Origin of the sequence: Streptomyces sp. NPDC097617 (assembly GCF_044761485.1) — a bacterium.
In the GTDB taxonomy this organism is placed as follows: domain Bacteria; phylum Actinomycetota; class Actinomycetes; order Streptomycetales; family Streptomycetaceae; genus Streptomyces.
Genome location: NZ_JBIWCL010000011.1, coordinates 13,576 through 29,547, shown reverse-complemented (window position 1 = coordinate 29,547; position 15,972 = coordinate 13,576). Strand labels below are relative to the sequence as shown.

General features: G+C 69.7%; 20 protein-coding genes. All 20 read left to right on the top strand.

Annotated elements, in window-relative coordinates; all coding sequences use genetic code 11:
* Positions 1 to 17 precede the first annotated feature (17 nt).
* Positions 18 to 767, top strand: coding sequence for a hypothetical protein (locus ACIQZO_RS19215; RefSeq protein WP_403627492.1), 750 nt, complete (start codon positions 18 to 20; stop codon positions 765 to 767).
* A complete protein-coding gene (locus ACIQZO_RS19210; protein WP_403627490.1) occupies positions 764 to 1,414 on the top strand; it encodes a hypothetical protein in 651 nt (216 codons plus the stop codon). Before ACIQZO_RS19215 ends, ACIQZO_RS19210 begins: the two co-directional genes overlap by 4 nt.
* A 30-nt stretch (positions 1,415 to 1,444) precedes the next feature.
* Entirely contained in the window at positions 1,445 to 2,212 is a 768-nt protein-coding gene (locus tag ACIQZO_RS19205) for a hypothetical protein (RefSeq protein WP_403627488.1), read from the top strand.
* Between the two features lie 27 nt (positions 2,213 to 2,239).
* Positions 2,240 to 2,650, top strand: a complete 411-nt coding sequence (locus ACIQZO_RS19200; RefSeq protein ID WP_403627486.1) for a hypothetical protein — start codon at positions 2,240 to 2,242, stop codon at positions 2,648 to 2,650.
* Between the two features lie 39 nt (positions 2,651 to 2,689).
* The gene (locus ACIQZO_RS19195; RefSeq protein WP_403627485.1) at positions 2,690 to 2,887 is read left to right on the top strand and encodes a hypothetical protein; all 198 of its coding nucleotides are present in this window, start codon (positions 2,690 to 2,692) and stop codon (positions 2,885 to 2,887) included.
* A complete protein-coding gene (locus ACIQZO_RS19190) occupies positions 2,884 to 3,258 on the top strand; it encodes a hypothetical protein (RefSeq protein ID WP_403627484.1) in 375 nt (124 codons plus the stop codon). Before ACIQZO_RS19195 ends, ACIQZO_RS19190 begins: the two co-directional genes overlap by 4 nt.
* On the top strand, positions 3,255 to 4,058 hold the full coding sequence (locus ACIQZO_RS19185; protein ID WP_403627483.1) for a DUF317 domain-containing protein: 804 nt from the start codon (positions 3,255 to 3,257) through the stop codon (positions 4,056 to 4,058). Before ACIQZO_RS19190 ends, ACIQZO_RS19185 begins: the two co-directional genes overlap by 4 nt.
* Positions 4,059 to 4,094: 36 nt before the next feature.
* Positions 4,095 to 4,925 (top strand): DUF317 domain-containing protein, encoded by an 831-nt coding sequence (locus ACIQZO_RS19180; RefSeq protein WP_403627482.1) that lies wholly within the window; start codon positions 4,095 to 4,097, stop codon positions 4,923 to 4,925.
* 35 nt (positions 4,926 to 4,960) lie between these two features.
* Complete coding sequence (locus ACIQZO_RS19175) at positions 4,961 to 5,536, top strand: hypothetical protein (RefSeq protein WP_403627480.1); 576 nt, start codon at positions 4,961 to 4,963, stop codon at positions 5,534 to 5,536.
* Positions 5,537 to 5,585: 49 nt separating this feature from the next.
* On the top strand, positions 5,586 to 7,376 hold the full coding sequence (locus ACIQZO_RS19170; RefSeq protein ID WP_403627478.1) for a type IV secretory system conjugative DNA transfer family protein: 1,791 nt from the start codon (positions 5,586 to 5,588) through the stop codon (positions 7,374 to 7,376).
* 119 nt (positions 7,377 to 7,495) lie between these two features.
* Positions 7,496 to 8,392: a hypothetical protein gene (locus ACIQZO_RS19165; RefSeq protein ID WP_403627476.1), complete on the top strand. Its 897-nt coding sequence runs from the start codon at positions 7,496 to 7,498 to the stop codon at positions 8,390 to 8,392.
* A gap of 101 nt (positions 8,393 to 8,493) precedes the next feature.
* Entirely contained in the window at positions 8,494 to 9,201 is a 708-nt protein-coding gene (locus tag ACIQZO_RS19160; RefSeq protein ID WP_403627474.1) for a hypothetical protein, read from the top strand.
* The gene (locus tag ACIQZO_RS19155) at positions 9,198 to 9,407 is read left to right on the top strand and encodes a hypothetical protein (protein WP_403627472.1); all 210 of its coding nucleotides are present in this window, start codon (positions 9,198 to 9,200) and stop codon (positions 9,405 to 9,407) included. The genes ACIQZO_RS19160 and ACIQZO_RS19155 overlap by 4 nt, the downstream gene beginning before the upstream one ends.
* Positions 9,408 to 9,581: 174 nt before the next feature.
* Complete coding sequence (locus tag ACIQZO_RS19150) at positions 9,582 to 9,941, top strand: DUF317 domain-containing protein (RefSeq protein WP_403627470.1); 360 nt, start codon at positions 9,582 to 9,584, stop codon at positions 9,939 to 9,941.
* Between the two features lie 141 nt (positions 9,942 to 10,082).
* Positions 10,083 to 11,000 carry a hypothetical protein gene (locus tag ACIQZO_RS19145; protein ID WP_403627468.1) on the top strand — a complete coding sequence of 306 codons (918 nt, stop codon included), beginning with the start codon at positions 10,083 to 10,085 and terminating at the stop codon, positions 10,998 to 11,000.
* 157 nt (positions 11,001 to 11,157) lie between these two features.
* On the top strand, positions 11,158 to 11,580 hold the full coding sequence (locus ACIQZO_RS19140; RefSeq protein WP_403627466.1) for a hypothetical protein: 423 nt from the start codon (positions 11,158 to 11,160) through the stop codon (positions 11,578 to 11,580).
* A gap of 52 nt (positions 11,581 to 11,632) precedes the next feature.
* Positions 11,633 to 12,583, top strand: coding sequence for a hypothetical protein (locus ACIQZO_RS19135; protein ID WP_403627464.1), 951 nt, complete (start codon positions 11,633 to 11,635; stop codon positions 12,581 to 12,583).
* Between the two features lie 430 nt (positions 12,584 to 13,013).
* The gene (locus tag ACIQZO_RS19130) at positions 13,014 to 14,090 is read left to right on the top strand and encodes a tyrosine-type recombinase/integrase (RefSeq protein ID WP_403627462.1); all 1,077 of its coding nucleotides are present in this window, start codon (positions 13,014 to 13,016) and stop codon (positions 14,088 to 14,090) included.
* On the top strand, positions 14,087 to 14,410 hold the full coding sequence (locus ACIQZO_RS19125) for a helix-turn-helix domain-containing protein (protein ID WP_403627460.1): 324 nt from the start codon (positions 14,087 to 14,089) through the stop codon (positions 14,408 to 14,410). The genes ACIQZO_RS19130 and ACIQZO_RS19125 overlap by 4 nt, the downstream gene beginning before the upstream one ends.
* 212 nt (positions 14,411 to 14,622) lie before the next feature.
* The gene (locus ACIQZO_RS19120; protein ID WP_403627458.1) at positions 14,623 to 15,927 is read left to right on the top strand and encodes a hypothetical protein; all 1,305 of its coding nucleotides are present in this window, start codon (positions 14,623 to 14,625) and stop codon (positions 15,925 to 15,927) included.
* Positions 15,928 to 15,972 lie beyond the last annotated feature (45 nt).

Here is a 15,972-nt window from a genome sequence, read left to right as displayed (position 1 = left end):
CGAACCCCCGAGGAACCATGCACGCCGACCGCCACCCCGACGAGCTCTACTCCTTCGCCGGCATCCTCACCCAGCACCTGCCCGGCACCTGGACCCAGGAACTGCGCCAGCACACCGGCGACGACAACCAGCAGGAACTGACAGCCGACGTCTGGGACATGAACCACATCGCCGAAGCCCTCGCCCAGCACCCGCCGGCCCACGACGTCGTCCTGATCCGCAACGACGGCCTCCGCCTCTTCCTCATTGACCACCCCCGCTACGACGACGAACTCCTCATCGCCGCCATGGCCCCCGCCGGCACACCGGCCGAAGCGTTCCGCGGGGTGCGCGAGCCGGACGGCATCGCGATATCGACCGACCCCGAGCAGGCCGCCGAGAACATCCTCACCACCCTCCTGCCCCGCTACGAGACCGCGCTGGCCCAGGTCCAGGACAACGCCGCCCGACTCTCCGGCCCCTCCGTGCAGCCGGACACGGTCGTCATGACCTGGACGGAGTCCGGCGACCTCGCCGTCGCCACCGAGCGCGCGGACGTCGTCGGCATCCTGACCACACACGGCTTCGTCCATGACGGCCAGCAGACGTACACCGCCTCCGGAGACGACAGCGCCCACCAGGCGCAGTGCGTCCGCGCAGCTGGCAGCGCGCTGGGCGCCCTGAACATCGGTGTCACCCTGCGCCATGGACCGATGCGGGGTGCCCCGACGACGCTTCCCCTCCCGGCACCTCGCCCGGCCGCGCCGAACACCGTGCGCTCCCGGTGAAGGACGGCGACGAGCCCAGCTTCGCCATCCTCAGCTACGTCACCATCACCCGCGACCCGCGCACCGAGGTGGTGTTGACCAGCGGTTGCACCCCGGAAGCCGCCGAGATCCTGGAAACCGTCGGCCACTTCGTCGAAGTCCCCGGACCTCGCGGTCCCTTTCACCGCCAGCCCCAGGGCCTGGATGTCAACCGGCAGCGCCACTACGCGACCGCCGCGGCCCAAGCCCTCCTGGTAGCAGGGTTCAGTGTCTACCTGGACCCCTCTTTGAACACTCTCGCCGCCCCTGACGACGACCGGGCGGCAACCCACCGCTACCTGGACCAGCTCGGCCAACGAGCCCGTGAGGCCACCACCAACAAGCAGGTCTCCGAAGTCCTCGCCGAAGTGGCCGCGCCCACCGAAGGCCTACTCCCCCGCCTGACACAGACCTTGACCATGGCCTGGCTGACGTGGTCTGAGCGCGACCAGCGTGCGGACGGCGCGCTGTACAAGGACCAGCTCTCGATGCAGCTGATGGAAGCCACCGGCGGCCTCGCACGCCACGGCGACGAGATCCGCCACATCCGCAACCAGGCCACCGCCGCCAAACCGGCCGTCGCGCAGCCCCCCGTCGCCGCCAAGCCCCTCAGCATCGTCCGCCGGTAGACGCTGAACCTGCGGCCCTCCCCCTGTGAAATGACCATGCCCCCACACCGCCACCGCAGCGACCTCGCCGCCTTCGCAGACGGCCTCGCCGCCCGCCTGCCTGATCACTGGACCAGCACGTACACGCGCCACGCCGCCTACCACGACCAGATCGCCACCACGTCGAAGGTCTGGGACATGGGCGCGATCGGCTTCGCCACCTCCAACTTCGTCCTCGGCCACCAGGCCGTCCTGGGCCGTTCCGACGGAGCCCGCCTGCTGCTCTTCGACCGCCCCCGATACCCGCACCAGTTCATGGTCGGCGCGCTGGAACCCGAAGACGCTCCCCACGATGCCTTCCATATGGTGGCGGAGCCCAACGGCATCACCGTGCCCGCCGATCCGGCTCGCGCCAGCGCTCACATCGTCCGCAGGCTGCTGCCCCGGCACGATGCCGCGCTGCGTCAGGTCCGGCGTAACACCGCCCATCCCATTCCCCGCCGGCCCGAACCTCGCCTGATCGCGGGTTCGGTGAGCATGGCCTGGCACCCGGACGGGGCCGTCGGCGCCGTCACGGGCGTACGGGAGGCCACCGTGGTTCTGTACCGCGCTGGGTTCCAGTACCACCCCTACGACCGGCAGTTCCTGCTGCCTGCCTCCTACGGCGACCGCGAGCAGATCGCCCGCGTCCAGGCCGTCTCGCAGCGCCTGGCCGGCATGGGCGTCGGCGTCACCATGCGCCCCGCCCGGCTGGCGGCCACTCCCCCGGTATGGCCTGCCGCCCTTCCGGCTACGGCTGCCGCTTCCCCGACCCGCTGATCCACCCACCACCGCGAGGAGATCCCCGTGGGAAATCTGGCCGATGAATCCGGCACCGACGTCGAGATCTACCGCCTCGCCCACAATCCCAACACCATCCACGTCGTCAGCCGCAGCGACGCCCCCGAAGAACTGCTGCGCCTCCTCGACAGCGCCGGCCTCGAACGGCACACCGAGGCGACGACGGCCCCCGCCGACATCTGGCACGAGACCCCCGAGGGCCTGAGTGAGAAGGCCCAGAAGCAGACGGTCACCCGCGCAGCACTCCCGCTCATGATCGCCGACTACAACGTCAACATCGATCCGGACTTGCTCGATGTCACCGCGTGGGCGCAGGCGATGGCCGCACACCGTGCCCGGCAAGCGGAGTCCAAGATTGGCTCGGCTCCAGTTGTCGCCCCGCCCGGGCCGTCCAGCGCGCCTCCGCGCTCCCGCTGACCCTCGCGGTTCCCGGCCTTCGGACCGGGAGCCGCGCCCTTGACCAACCGGAGCACCACGATCCGCCACCGTTCCACCCGACCACCGCCGCCGATCTCGCCCGCCCTGAGCCCCCGCCTGGCCGTCTTCGTCCTGCGCCGATACCTGCGCGCCGTGACCGCCGGCTCCGCCGACCGGCACATCCCGCCCGCCCCCGGTCCTTCCGGGGCCCGCCCCAAAAGCCCTGGAGGACCATGACCGTCCACGACCCCGAAGCCCTCGCCCACCAGACCGTTCAGCAGATCGCCTTGCTCAACGAGCACCTGTCCGTAGCCCCGCCCCAGCAAGTCGCCCGCATTCTGGGCCAGGTTCTCGACCCCGAAACAGGTGTCCTCGCGGCCCTGACCACCCTGGTGGCCACGGGATCGCGCTTCGCGCAGGACCGGGCGAGCGCCGGGCTTCTCCCGCCTGAGGTCTGGCTCGCCCTGGGCCGCGCCGCGAACGAACTCCACGACGTCGCCCTCGACCTCGACGACCACGCCGAGGACATCCAGCGGATCGCCCGGCCCAAGCAGACCGCCACCGTCCCGCCGGTCCCGTCCGCGCTCGTCGCACGGAGGCACAGGTGAGCAACAACTGGACCGGCTGGGGCGCGGGCGCCGACCAGCCCCAGCAGCACTACTTGGTCGAGCCCCGCCACCTCGGCGGCGGTGGCGACCTGCGCTTCGTCGCCGAGTACATGCGCGCCTCCGGCTGGAAGGACCTCTCCCGCACCGGCGGCCCGATTGTCTTCGACAGTCCCGACCGCACGGTGCGCGTCGGCTTCGACCCCACGACGATGCCCGGCGGCTGGACCGTCTCCGGCCAGGCCGTCGGGCAGCAGCCTGCCTGGCATGCAACGTTCACCACGGCCGTACCGATCGAGATCGTCGCCGGATTTACCGACGCCCTGACCAAACCGCGCTCCGCCCACGCCCCGAACGTGTGGGCGCCGCTGGAGGAGAACGGGTGGGAGACCGAACGCGGACAGCACTTCACGGCGGTCTCACCGGACCGCAACGCCTGGCTCCAGTACCACCAGAACGAGCCTGGTCAGGCTCACTGGTGGGCCGGCGCCCGCACGGAGCACGGCCGCAGCTGGGACGCCGTCTTCACCCCCACGACACCGATGCACCTCGTCCAGGGATTCTCGGCAGCGCTGTCCGACCCGACCCCGCTCCTGCGCCCCCGCGGCAGTGTCCCTGGCTCGAAGTGGATCCGCACCACCTCGGTATCCGTGCTGCCCTCCCAACTCGGGAACTGGCAGCAGGCCCGGATCACCGCCGCCCGCGCCGCCACCTGGGCCCGCAACTCCTGGAATGCCACCCGCCCCCGCCGGCAGGCCCCCACTGGCTACACGACAACCGGTGCAAGCAAGTCCCGCCGCTGACGCGGGGCCCGACCGGTCCACCAAGGAGCCGTCCCCATGTCCATCACCGAACGGCAGCTCGCCGCCTTCACGAACGACCACGAGAGCAACCTCGGCTCGGCCATCGCCCCGCGCTACCTCGCCGGCGCCGGGGACCCCAGGCACGTGACCCACGCCTTGCGGTCCTGCGGTTGGAGCCTGGACTCCGACACCCTGCACCCTGCGATCCACATGACCAGCCCCGACCACGGACACCGCCTCAGCCTCGGCCCAGCAGGCATCGACCCCTACGTGTGGCGCATCGACAACAACTACTCGCCGCCGGCCCACTGGCAGGCCCGGTTCGGGGGCAGCACCCCGGCCGAGATCGTCGCCGGACTCACCGACGCGATGATCCGGCCCGCGCCCCAGGAACCCGCCCCGTCGGTGACCGAACTCCTCACGAGCCGAGGATGGCAGTACACCTCCGCCGAGACCGGCTCCGAGACGCTGGCCTCCCCCGACGGCATCGTGGAGATGACGCGATACGTCTCCCCGCTCCTCGGTTTCATGGGCTGGGAGCTCGACGCCGGGCACCAACGCGGGGCCTACGGTCCGCAGCAGCTCCTGTGGCGGGCCCACTTCGACGACGCTACTCCCGCGCACCTGCTGGCCGCCGTCGCCGCCGCGGTTTGCGACCCCGCGCCGGTCCTACGCGCCCGATTCGACATCGACTCCAGCGACCTGCTCACACAGAGCGCGGAGTTCGCGATCGGCGACCAGGTCGTCGCCGCACACAAGCAGCGCTTGGCCGAAGCCCGCCGCCACCGGCCCAAGCCTCCCAGCACCCCCTCTGCGCCCGCCCCCGCCCTCCCGAACACCACCACGACGGCCAGACCCACCCGGTAGGCGCCGGCCACTGTCCCGCCCCGAAGGCACCTGTCATGAACCCCGCCCCCCGCTCCGCACATGAGCTCCTCCTGCAGCAGCTCGCCCTCTACCTCCGCGAGGCCGAGGAGATCCTCAACGCCTGGGACGACTACACCGAGTACGTCGTCGACAACGAGAGCTGGCCCCTGGACGAGACGTCCTATGGTTTTCGCCAGGCTCGGCGTGACGGCGACACCTGGCGGTCCTACAGCCGGATCCGCCTCAGCGCCAAGGACCTGACCGCGACCGCCGTAGCCCAGTTGCGCGCCCTCCCCAAGGACAGCACCAACTCGCGCTGGGCCTGGCAGATCGCCAGCCTTCACACTGCCGCGGGCGAGATCAGCTCCCTGCAGAGCGACTGGCTCGACTTTCGGGCCACCTTGCCCGGGTCCGCTCGGCCCGGGGTCGAGGAGTACGACGGACCGCTCGCCGAACGGAACGCCGAGGCCTGGCACTACCTCAACGAATGGTCCCGCCACGGCCACGCCGTCCTCGACATCCACTCCGCAGTTCAGCTAATCCGGCCACGGCCGACTGCCCCCACCCTGGCTCTCCCCAGCCCTCGCAGCACCGCAGGCCCACGCAGGTAGGTGCCCTCCACCGCCGAACTCCCCGCCCCCGTCCCTTGGAACCGCCCTCTTGTCCAACCCTTCCCAGACCTCCAACGACGGCTACGACATTGCCTTCAAGGCCCTCCTCGTCATCGTCGCCATCGCGCTCCCCCTGTCCACGCTCGCCTGGCTCGGCGGCAATGCCACCGCATGGGCCACCTCTGCCGGCCCCTGGGTCCCCTACCAGCCGGCCGTAGCACTCCTCCATCCCGAACGCCTCTGGCCCGCAGCAGGAGAAACGTCCCTGCTGATCGGCACCCGGATCCTGCCCGCCGTACTCCTCCTCGCCCTGGCGGCCGCCGGATACCGGGTGTGGTCCCGGTACAAGGGCACGAGCGGCAAGCGGAAGCGGATCGCGGGGATGGCAAAGCAGAAGGACATCGAGCCGCTGCTCGCCAAGGCCATCACCGCCAAGGCCCGCTCGCTGCGTCCCAGCCTGAAGGACGCCAAGACGATCAACGCCTCCGATACCGGCGTGCTCCTCGGCAACCTCCAGGGCGGCCGTCACGAAGTCCGTATGGGATACGAGGACGTCGCGGTCGCGATCATGGCCCCCCGCTCCGGGAAGACGACCTGTCTGGCCATCCCCGCGATTCTCGCGGCCCCCGGCCCCGTGCTCCTGACCTCGAATAAGGCGGCCGGAGATGCCTACACCGCGACCCTCGATGCCCGTGGCCAGGACGGTCAGACCTGGAGCATGGATCCGCAGCAGATCGCCCACGCGGCCCGCGAGATGTGGTGGAACCCGCTCGCCACCGCCAAATCCCTCGACGGAGCCGGCCGTCTGGCCGGCCATTTTCTCGCCGCGTCCGTGGACGCCTCCCAGCAGGGCGACTTCTGGTCCAAGGCCGGATCCAACATCCTCTCGCAGCTCTTCCTGGCTGCGGCCCTCGACGAGCGGCCGATCACCGACGTCATGCAGTGGCTGGCCTTCCCCGCCGACCGCCGGCCCCTGGACATCCTCCGCGACCACGGCTTCTCCGCTGTCGCCGCCCAGCTCAAGGGCACCGTCGAAGGCCCGCCGGAAACACGCGACGGCATCTACGAGACGGCGAGGCAGTACGCCTCGGCACTCCTGAACTCGGAGATCGCCGCGTGGGTCACCCCGCAGAAGAACATCCCCGAATTCAAGCCCGCCGACTTCGTGACCAGCAAGGACACGTTGTATCTGCTCTCGAAGGACGGCGGCGGCGGCGCCAGTGCACTGATCGCGGCGTGCGCGGACTCAGTGATGCGGGCCGCGACCACCCAGGCCGAACGGGCCGGCGGACGCCTGGACCCGCCCATGCTCGCGATCCTCGACGAGGCCGCGAACGTGTGCAAGATCAGCGACCTCCCCGACCTGTACTCCCACTTGGGATCCCGCGGGATCATCCCGATCACCATCCTGCAGTCCTACCGCCAGGGCCAGAAGGTGTGGGGAGACGCGGGCATGGACGCCATGTGGTCCGCGAGCACGGTGAAGGTGATCGGCTCCGGCATCGACGACCCTGACTTCGCCGACAAGCTCTCCCGGCTGATCGGCGACCACGACGTCGAGACGAAGTCCACCTCCATCTCCGACTCGGGGAAGTCCACCAGTATCAGCATGCGCCAGGAGCGGATCCTGCCCGCCGACGCGATTCGCGCCCTCCCCAAGGGGACCGCCCTCTGCTTCGCCACCGGCATGCGCGTGGCCATGCTCGACCTTCGCCCCTGGTACCTGGAACCCGGCGCCAGCACCCTCTCTGCCGCTTCCGCCGCTGCGTCGAAGGGCATCACGGAACGCGCGGTCGCCAAGGCTTCGCCGAAGAAGGACGACTTCGGGAAAGCGGCATGAACGAACCGGACCGCTCGCCGAGACACGCACCGTATCGGTCGCGCTGACCTCCCCAGAAGCGCCGGAAGGCGTCTCGCCCCGGCCTGCAACAGCCAGCCCACGCAAACAGAAAGACTCTCGTGCCTGCTTCGAACCCGCCACCCCTGGAAAGCCTCGGCCTGTCCGACTTCATCGACGACATCATCGAGGACCTTCGCCGTCACCCCATCGGCATCGACCGCATCTCCGTCAGTACCGTCACCCGGCACATCAGCGCGCTCAGTGCAGTCCTCGCACGGGTAGCTGGTGCGGCCGACGCCCACAGCGACCACGCACACCGTCACACCGAGCCCAGCATCTGGCGGCCGACCCACATCCTTTCGCTGGCCTCCGTCTCGCTGGCCGAGGCGCTGTCCGGCTACACGAAGATCCTCGCCCCCCTGACCATCGCCTCCGAGCCCACCCCTTACGGCACGGTCGACGATGCCATGGACCGCATCGACTTCCACGAGGCCGCCGATCAGTACCTGCCCCTCATCCGCCGGGCACTGTCCGAGGCCCGTGACCTCGTAGGTCCGGACGCGGCCGCCCCCCAGCCGTCGGAAGCCCCCAGCTCTCCCACCCGGGCGGGCGCAATCGACGACGTATCCGGGCACCCCGCCCCTTCGCCGACAGACTCGAGCTCCGACCGCGGTCCGCAACCATCCGCACCCCAGGTTCAGTCCAAGCTGAACGACGCCCAGCACCGCGCGCTCCAGACCATCGCCGAGCACGAGATCACCGTGTACCTGCGCAAGCACAAGCTGGCCCTCTCCGAGCAGCCCGGCCCTCACCGGTTCACCATGCGCACGGTGGAGGCCCTGGAGGCTAGGAACCTGGTGACGCGCAGTTTCGCCACCCCCCTCGTCATGGGCCAGCGACTCCACCTCACTCCCGACGGCAAGAAGGCCCTCGCCAGCCTCGGCCCGGCCCCGCTGCCCGCAGCGGCTTCCACTCCCGTACGTCCTGTCCGCCCGCCGGCGGCCCGAACCCGCTAACTGGACCGCGCGACAACACCCCGGACCGCCCGTAGGCAACGGTGCCGACACCTTCCTGCCCGTGGCCGGGACCCCGCCCCGATTCCTCATGGAAGTTCGCCTTGCAGATCATCGACCTCGTAGAACAGACCCGCCTCCTCGGTCAAGTGGCCCCCACCCTGCAGACCTTGCGCGAGGAGGTAGAGAGCGTGAGGGCGGGAGAGATAGCCAAACCCGTCCGCGAGATCGGGCCGACCGCCATCCGCGTACAGAACTTCGCAATGCAGTGCACCCAGCAGGCCCTCACCCTGTCGACCAGCCAGTACGCCGCCATGAAGGACGGCCACGAGAACCTCGCCAAACTCGTCGAAGCCAGCGTCCTGGTTTCCAGCGCGGCCTACTTGTGCACATTCGCCATCCACAGTCGCACCGAGGTCCTGTTGTACGACGACGCCGACGAGACCTCGGCCGCAAGCCGCAGTTGCCTGACCAAGGCCGCCGAGGAACTGGATGGCGCGGCGAAGACGTACCGCCGGCTGGCGCACCAGCTGTCCTTCCGACTGGCTTCCTTCGCTGCACAGCGCGAGGACCAGGAACTCATCGGCCGGGCAGCGGGCAGCCCCGGCGTCACAGGCGTCCCGAGGAACGACGCGCCACCGCATGAAGACCTCAGCCCGTCGGCTGAACCCGCCGCCGGGGCCCACGCCGTTCGGGTACCCACTGCCGCAGCCGGGCACCGAACGCCCCGCACCGACCTCCCGGCCAGCAGCTCCACCACGATTGCGCCCCCACCGACAGCTCCCGTGCCTCGCAGCTTGGGGCGCAAATGACGGACTTCGCACCCACCGACCGCGTCCTTGTCTCTCCCCGCTATCTCGCAGGGGCAGGCACCGACAAGATCTCCGACGTCATCGGGTCGCTCGTCCATTTTTTCGACTGGCAGGCAGAACAAAACCCGCAACGTGTGAGGGTCTCCCATCCCCAGGGCGCAGCAGCGCTGGAGTTCGCCCCTGAGAGCCCCGATGGCCAGTGGTGAAAGATCGAGAACGTCGAGCCCCACTGGCAGATCCAGATCAGCCGCCAGGCACCGAGCGAGGCGGTATCGGCCCTCGCTCAGAGTCTGCCGCAGATCCTCGGCGACCACCGCCACGCCGAACAGATTGCCATCACCCCGCTCTCGCTCCGCGAGATCGCCGTCACCAACCGGTGGGTGCGCGCGCCCGACAACAGCGCCTACAGCTCCCCGGACAGCCACTGCTCGGTGCACCACCGCCCCCGGCCCGGGGTCGGCTGGTCCTTCGAGCACTCGGTGTACGACGGGTTCGATACGCACTGGAGCGCCACCTTCACCGACGCGGTGCCCACGCTGCTGGTCGCCCAGTTCTTCTCCCACGTGGCGTCCAGCACGCCCGTGGAGCGCCAGTACCGCGAGATTCCCTTTCTCTCCCTCGAACTGGGATCCGCGATCATCACACCCGCCCGCTCCCCTGGCCTTGGTGCCCACGTACACCACGCACTCGCCCAGATCCCTCAGCCGCCCTCAACCGGGGCACAGTCCCGCCGGCCCTGACCGGCCTACCAGAAACGGATACGCCTGATTGACGACCCGGTCCACCGCGCACGGCAGCGGCCTGCTAGCCGGAACCAAACCAACCACGCTGAAGGGACAATGAGTTCGACGCCCTCAGCTCGCCTCGAAGGCGATCCTCGTGTGCGCCCGGACAGTGGCCCCGTGCACGGCGAGCGCGCCGCCCGCCCGAGAGAGGAGCGCTTCGACCGGTACGACTGGGAGCGTGCCCGCGGACCGATCACCGCGTTCGGTGAGGACAAGACCCTGGCCGCTTGGGCCACGGACCCACGCTGCGCGGTCAAGCGCGAGGCTCTGCGAACCCGGCTCGCTCTCGGCTGGTCTCCGGAGGACGCGATCACCCGGAAGCGTCACGACAAGCCGACCCTGGACTACACCTATCAGGGACGCACCTTGACCCTTCGGGGCTGGGCCGAGCAGTCCGGGATCAAGTACCACACCCTCTACGGCCGGATCACGACGGCGGGCATGACCTTCGAGGAGGCTCTCCTCAAGGGTGCGGAGGGCGCCGACTTCACACTGCAGGTCGCCGCGTTCGGCGAAACGAAGCCCCTGGCGCAGTGGGCGGTCGACCCGCGCGCAGGCTGCTCCGTCACCACCATGCGGCGCCGTCTCGTGCAGGGGTGGGATACCGAGCAGGCCATCGCCGAGGAGCCCCACAACCGCAGCACCCTGGGTTCCGGTGTTCCCCACCGAGCGTACGGGCTGAGCATGGGCCTGGAGGACTGGGCCCGGCACACTCAAATTCCCTCCGGTGTCCTGCGCTACGCCATGGACCACCATGACCTCCCCCTGGACGCGGCCCTCCAGGCCTTGGGCTGGACCCCGAGCACCACGGCCGGCCCGCTGCCCGACCTGATCGAGATCCCTGCAGCCCAACTCCGCGCCGGCGACACCGTCCTCGGTACCGCAGACGGCACCGGCCAAGGCCTCGTCCTCACCGTCCGACGACCTGATCCCGCACCACGCCCCCTGCAGCGCCCCGCTCCCCGTGTACTGCCGCCCGCCGTTGCCGCACCGAGGAGCACCGCACGACGCTGACAATCCGTCCCCCTTTGGAGTACCCCTGAGTACGCCCCCGCCCGACGCCTCCCCCACCGGTGCGCCCACCCCTTTCGACATCGCGCGCGCCCTGGCCACTCACATCTCGACCACGCCTCCGCCCCCGCCGCACGCCGTCACCTACAACCTCGGTCTGTTGCGCAACGCAGCACCCCGCTACGGATACCGGAGCACTGGTGGCTCCGTACTCTCCCTCGCCAACTCCTTGCACGCCGAGCTGTACGGCCTACCGATCGAGCGTCCCGCGCTGCCAGGCGCACTGGACGAGCTGCTCCAAGCCACCGAGACCGGCGACGAACACGACCTCATCCTCGAACAGGTCGCCGCACAGATGGAGGCCGCCTTCGCACTCATCCAGCGGGCCCGGTACACCCACAGCCACAAGCTGCCCGATCACGTGGCCATCCGCCTCTCCATGCTGGAAGACAGCGCCCACCACATGGGCATTGAGCTGCGCGAGTTGGCTCCGTCTCTCAAGACCGCACAGCCCTCCGCTCCGGTCCAGGCCGCCCGGATGCCGCCCCGCCCTGCCGCAACGACACGATCCGCGCTGCGCTGACCACGGCCCCAACCCCGTCCGGGACCAGTTCCCCGAAGGGTTCATCCCACCTATGACCGACGACGTCCTCTTCTCCTTCCCCAACGAGCCCGCTCCAGCCGCGCCCCGCCGGCCACCGCGCGCCGCACCCACGCCACCCGCAGTCACCGCACCCACCCCACCGGCGCCTCCTGGTCCCGTGCTGCCCGTGGCCTCTGCCCCTGCCCTGCCCGCTCCGCCCTCCCCGGGAACGGCCTCGCCGGTCGTGCGTCTACTCGCCCTCGCCGACCAGTTCACCCAGCACAACGACCTCCTCTCCCGACTCCGCCCGGCCTACGGTGCGGCCCGCGGGCACGCCTCCGCCGCGTTCCTCGCGAACGCCTGCACGGAAGCGGTCCAGGCCATCCAGGGCCATCCGATCCCCACGACCGCCGTAGTAGAGGAGGCCGCGATCCGTATCAAGCAGCTCGTCTACCTGACGGCCGGAGCGGCCCATCACCTCGCCGAGGCGAAGGGATGCCTCGGCGCCCCGGCATCGGTGCCGGACCAGGCGCGCGCGACCCGGGAGGTCAGCCGACAGATAGCGCTCGCGCAAGAGCTGACGGCCCTGGGCCCGGCAGCGGCGGTGGAGGCAGCGACCGCCATCGCCGTGGAGATGAACCGCAGCAGCCCCGGCACCGCCGCGGTTCACTTGACCCCGGCCGAGCGGACCGCGCTGCATGCCGCCGCACGCGGTCACCTCGCGATCGGCGGTAGCGGAGACCGTGAGCACGTCCACAGCCGGTCCGACTCCGTACGCATCGACACCGTGCTCGTTCTGGAGCAGCGGGGCCTGACCTCACGTGAACCCGCTTCTGCTCCACCGGCGTTTGACGGCGGGCCTCCCCCGGACCGCGTCCGCCTCACCTTCAGCGGCGCGATGACCGTCGCCTCCCAACTCGGACGCGCCCCCCACGCTTCCGCGCTGACCACAACTCCGGTACCGAGCACCCACGTCACCGCGGCACCAGCCCGAACCCGCTGACCGCTCATCTTCCTCTCCTCGTCGCACGTCCTCCCCGCCCGGGCCGTGCACCGTCACCCCCAAGGACTCTCTATCCCCACCGCCTCCACTTCCCGCCGGACACCGCCCACCGCCACCTCTCCGGGATCCGCCGACTCGGGCAACAGCCCTGCCAAGCGCATCCTGTCGCTGGGTGCCGGCATCCAGTCTTCGGCTCTTCTCGCCCTGTCCGCCGAGGGCATCCTCCCCAAGGTCGACTACGCCGTTTTGTGGGATATACAGCAGGTTCCCTCGTGGGGGCGCGGAGCCGGTGCGGGGCTACAACCAGCTGACCAGGGCACCCGTGGGTTCCCCGTACTCACAGGCCGAGTTGATGGATTCTCAGGATTCCTGAAGCCTTCTCGCTCTAGTCTTCGCACTGTCAGCTTTGCTGAGGATGCGGAGGGGCGACATGAGTCTGGCGGTCGTACGGGACATCAGAACAGAGCGCACCCCGGCGAGCCCGGAGGAGCTGGAGGCGTTCGAGACCGACGTGCTGGCGGGCTTCGTCCTGGCGCGGGCGTCGGCCGGGCTGGCGGACGGCACGATTCGCGGCGATGTATCGCATCTGGAGCAGGTCCGCTCGTGGTTCGGCCGGCCGCTGTGGGAGATGAAGCCGCCGGATGCGGATGCGTACTTCGGGCGGGTGGTGCGCTCGTCCTCGCAGGGAACGCGACTGGCGCATGCCCAGTCCCTGTCGACCTTCTTCGCCTTCCTGGAGCTGCGTCACCGGGCCGAGTTGCATGCGCTGACCGGCGATGTGATCGCATCCCCGTTGGACGAGATGAACCGGCCGCGCGGTCGAGGCGAGATCGGGTTGCGAATCCCCCCGACCGACCCGGAGGTGGCTCTCCTGTTCGCGGGCTGGCGGGAGGACCTGGCGGGCTGCCGGAAGTTCGCCCCTGCAGCCCGCAACTACACCGCGGCGAAGCTGATGACCCTGGTGGGCCTGCGCATCAACGAGACCCGGATGTTGGACCTGAACGACGTGCGCTGGGAGCTCGGCCGCTTCGGCAAGCTGCACGTCCGCTTCGGCAAGGGAACTCAGGGCTCAGGCCCGCGTGCCCGCGTGGTGCCACTGATCAACGGGGCGGACCGCCTGGTGCGTTGGTACATCGAGGACGTATGGGGTCACTTCGATGACGACCACACGCGCCCTGGTGCGCCGCTCTTCCCATCTGAACGACACATGGCCGACGGATCGGCTCCCCGGGCCGGCCTGGATTCCCTGCGCCGCGGCCTCACGCAGGCCGTCGATAAGCACCTGCCCACATGGTCTGGCCAGCTCACCCCGCATGTCCTGCGGCACTATTGCGCCTCGGAGCTCTATCGGAACGGCATGGACCTGGTGGCCGTGCAGGAACTTCTCGGCCACTGGTGGGTGGCGACCACCATGCGCTACGTACACGTCCTGCACACCCACGTCGAGGACGCCTGGCTCGCTGGCCAGCAGCGTGCCGCCTCCCGGTTGGAAGGGCTGGCCCGATGAAGTGGAACCTGCGGCTGACCGCGGCGAATCGCGGTATCTGGAAGGCCAGCGAACTGCAGCGGATGCTCGCCGAGCGGGGACTGGTGATCTCTGCCGGGAAGATGTCCGGGCTCTGGTCCGGGCAGCCCATCAGTATCAAGCTCGCCGACCTGGATGTGATCTGCGCCGTCCTCGGCTGCGGTATCGCGGAACTGCTCATCCCCGAACCGAACACAGTGGCAGCGCCGGCGGCGGACGTGGCGTCACAACAGGCCGTCGGGGCACCACCGCCTCCGGTCCGGCCCCGGCCCGCGAGCGGCCGGTCCCTGCCACCGGAGTGAGTGCGCCGATCCCGGTGGCCAGCTGCCGCTACTGTCTGGCCTGGGGCCCGATCGTCGGCAGCCGGATGTGCCAGGAGTGCCTCGTCTGGCGGGTCTGGCGACGCGAGCTGTGCACCGGCTGTCAGCGGCAGGCGCCACTGAGGCGCGGATACTGTCGCCTCTGCCATGCGCAGGCGTTACGGCAGCTCGAACGCAAGCGCATTCGGGAAGTCATGCCGCCGGTCGACCTCGTCTCCTGGCAGCTCTTCTTTTCCTTCCCACTGGGCCCTCGCCGCGCTCTCGGCCGGCCCCACAAGGCGCCGCCGCCTGTCATCATCCCGCTGACCTGGCAGATCCCCGGGCAGCAGGCACTCTTTCCGGCGCGGCCGGACTACCTCCGCTTCAAGCGTGCCTTGCACGCCAACCCGGACAACCCCACGCTGATCGAGGCCAAGGAGGCCGCACGGCGCCTCGCCGAAGGCCGCGGCTGGGCTCCGTGGGTCCTGCGCAAGATCAACGACACCCTGCCGGTGGTGCTCTCCGGGCACGCAGCCGGCGACACCATCGCCTACTCCGACCTCGTCGTACTCGACCAGCTCAACCTCAAGGTCGGCCACACGGCAGAGGTTCTCGACCTCCTCGGCATCCTCGACGACGACCGGGTCTCCGCCTTCGACGCCTGGCTTGAGCGCAAGCTCACGCAGCTCAACCCCACCGTCTCCGCGGAGATCGAGCTCTGGGCCACCACCCTCCGCGACGGTGGCCCTCGGACCCTGCAGCGCGACCCGAGCACCATCCGCAACTACCTGGGTGCCGCTTTGCCCGCACTCGTCGACTGGTCGGGCCGATATCAGCACCTGCGCGAGGTCACCCGCGAGGACATCAAGGAGGCCACGAAGACCCTCACTGGCCTGCAGCGCAATCGCGTCCTGGTCGCCCTCCGGTCCATCTTCCAGTTCCACAAGGCCGCCGGGCGGGTCTTCCGAAACCCCACCGCTCACTTCAAGGGCGGCCTGGTCGAGCCGAGCTTGCCGCCACGGCTGGAGCCCGATCAGCTCGACGCGCTCGTTGCCCACGCCACCACACCACTCCGCCGACTGATCCTTGCCCTCACTGCAGTGCATGCCGCTCGTCCGACCGCTCTACAGACCCTCGGCCTCAGCGACGTCGATCTCGACAAGCGCCGCCTGACCGTCGGCGGCCATCCCCGCCGGCTCGATGAGCTCACCGAGCAGATCATCAACGCCTACCTGCGCTACCGCCATCAGCGATGGCCCCACACGGTCAACCAGCACCTGATCGTCTCGGAACGCACGGCCCAGTCCCAGATCCCCGTCAGTCCGACGTGGCTCGGCTCCCAGTTCCGCGAGGTCGGCGTCCCCCTCAACCAGATCCGCCAGGACCGGCAGCTGGAAGAGGCGCTCACCCGCGGCCCCGACGCCCTCCACCTGGCCGTCGTCTTCGGCATCAGCGAACGCGCCGCGATGCGCTACGCCAACGCCGCCAGAGCATTCCTCGAGTCACCGCTCGAGCAGTAGCCCCACGCCGCTTTCGACACTTTCGCGGCTCCCCCTCACCGATTG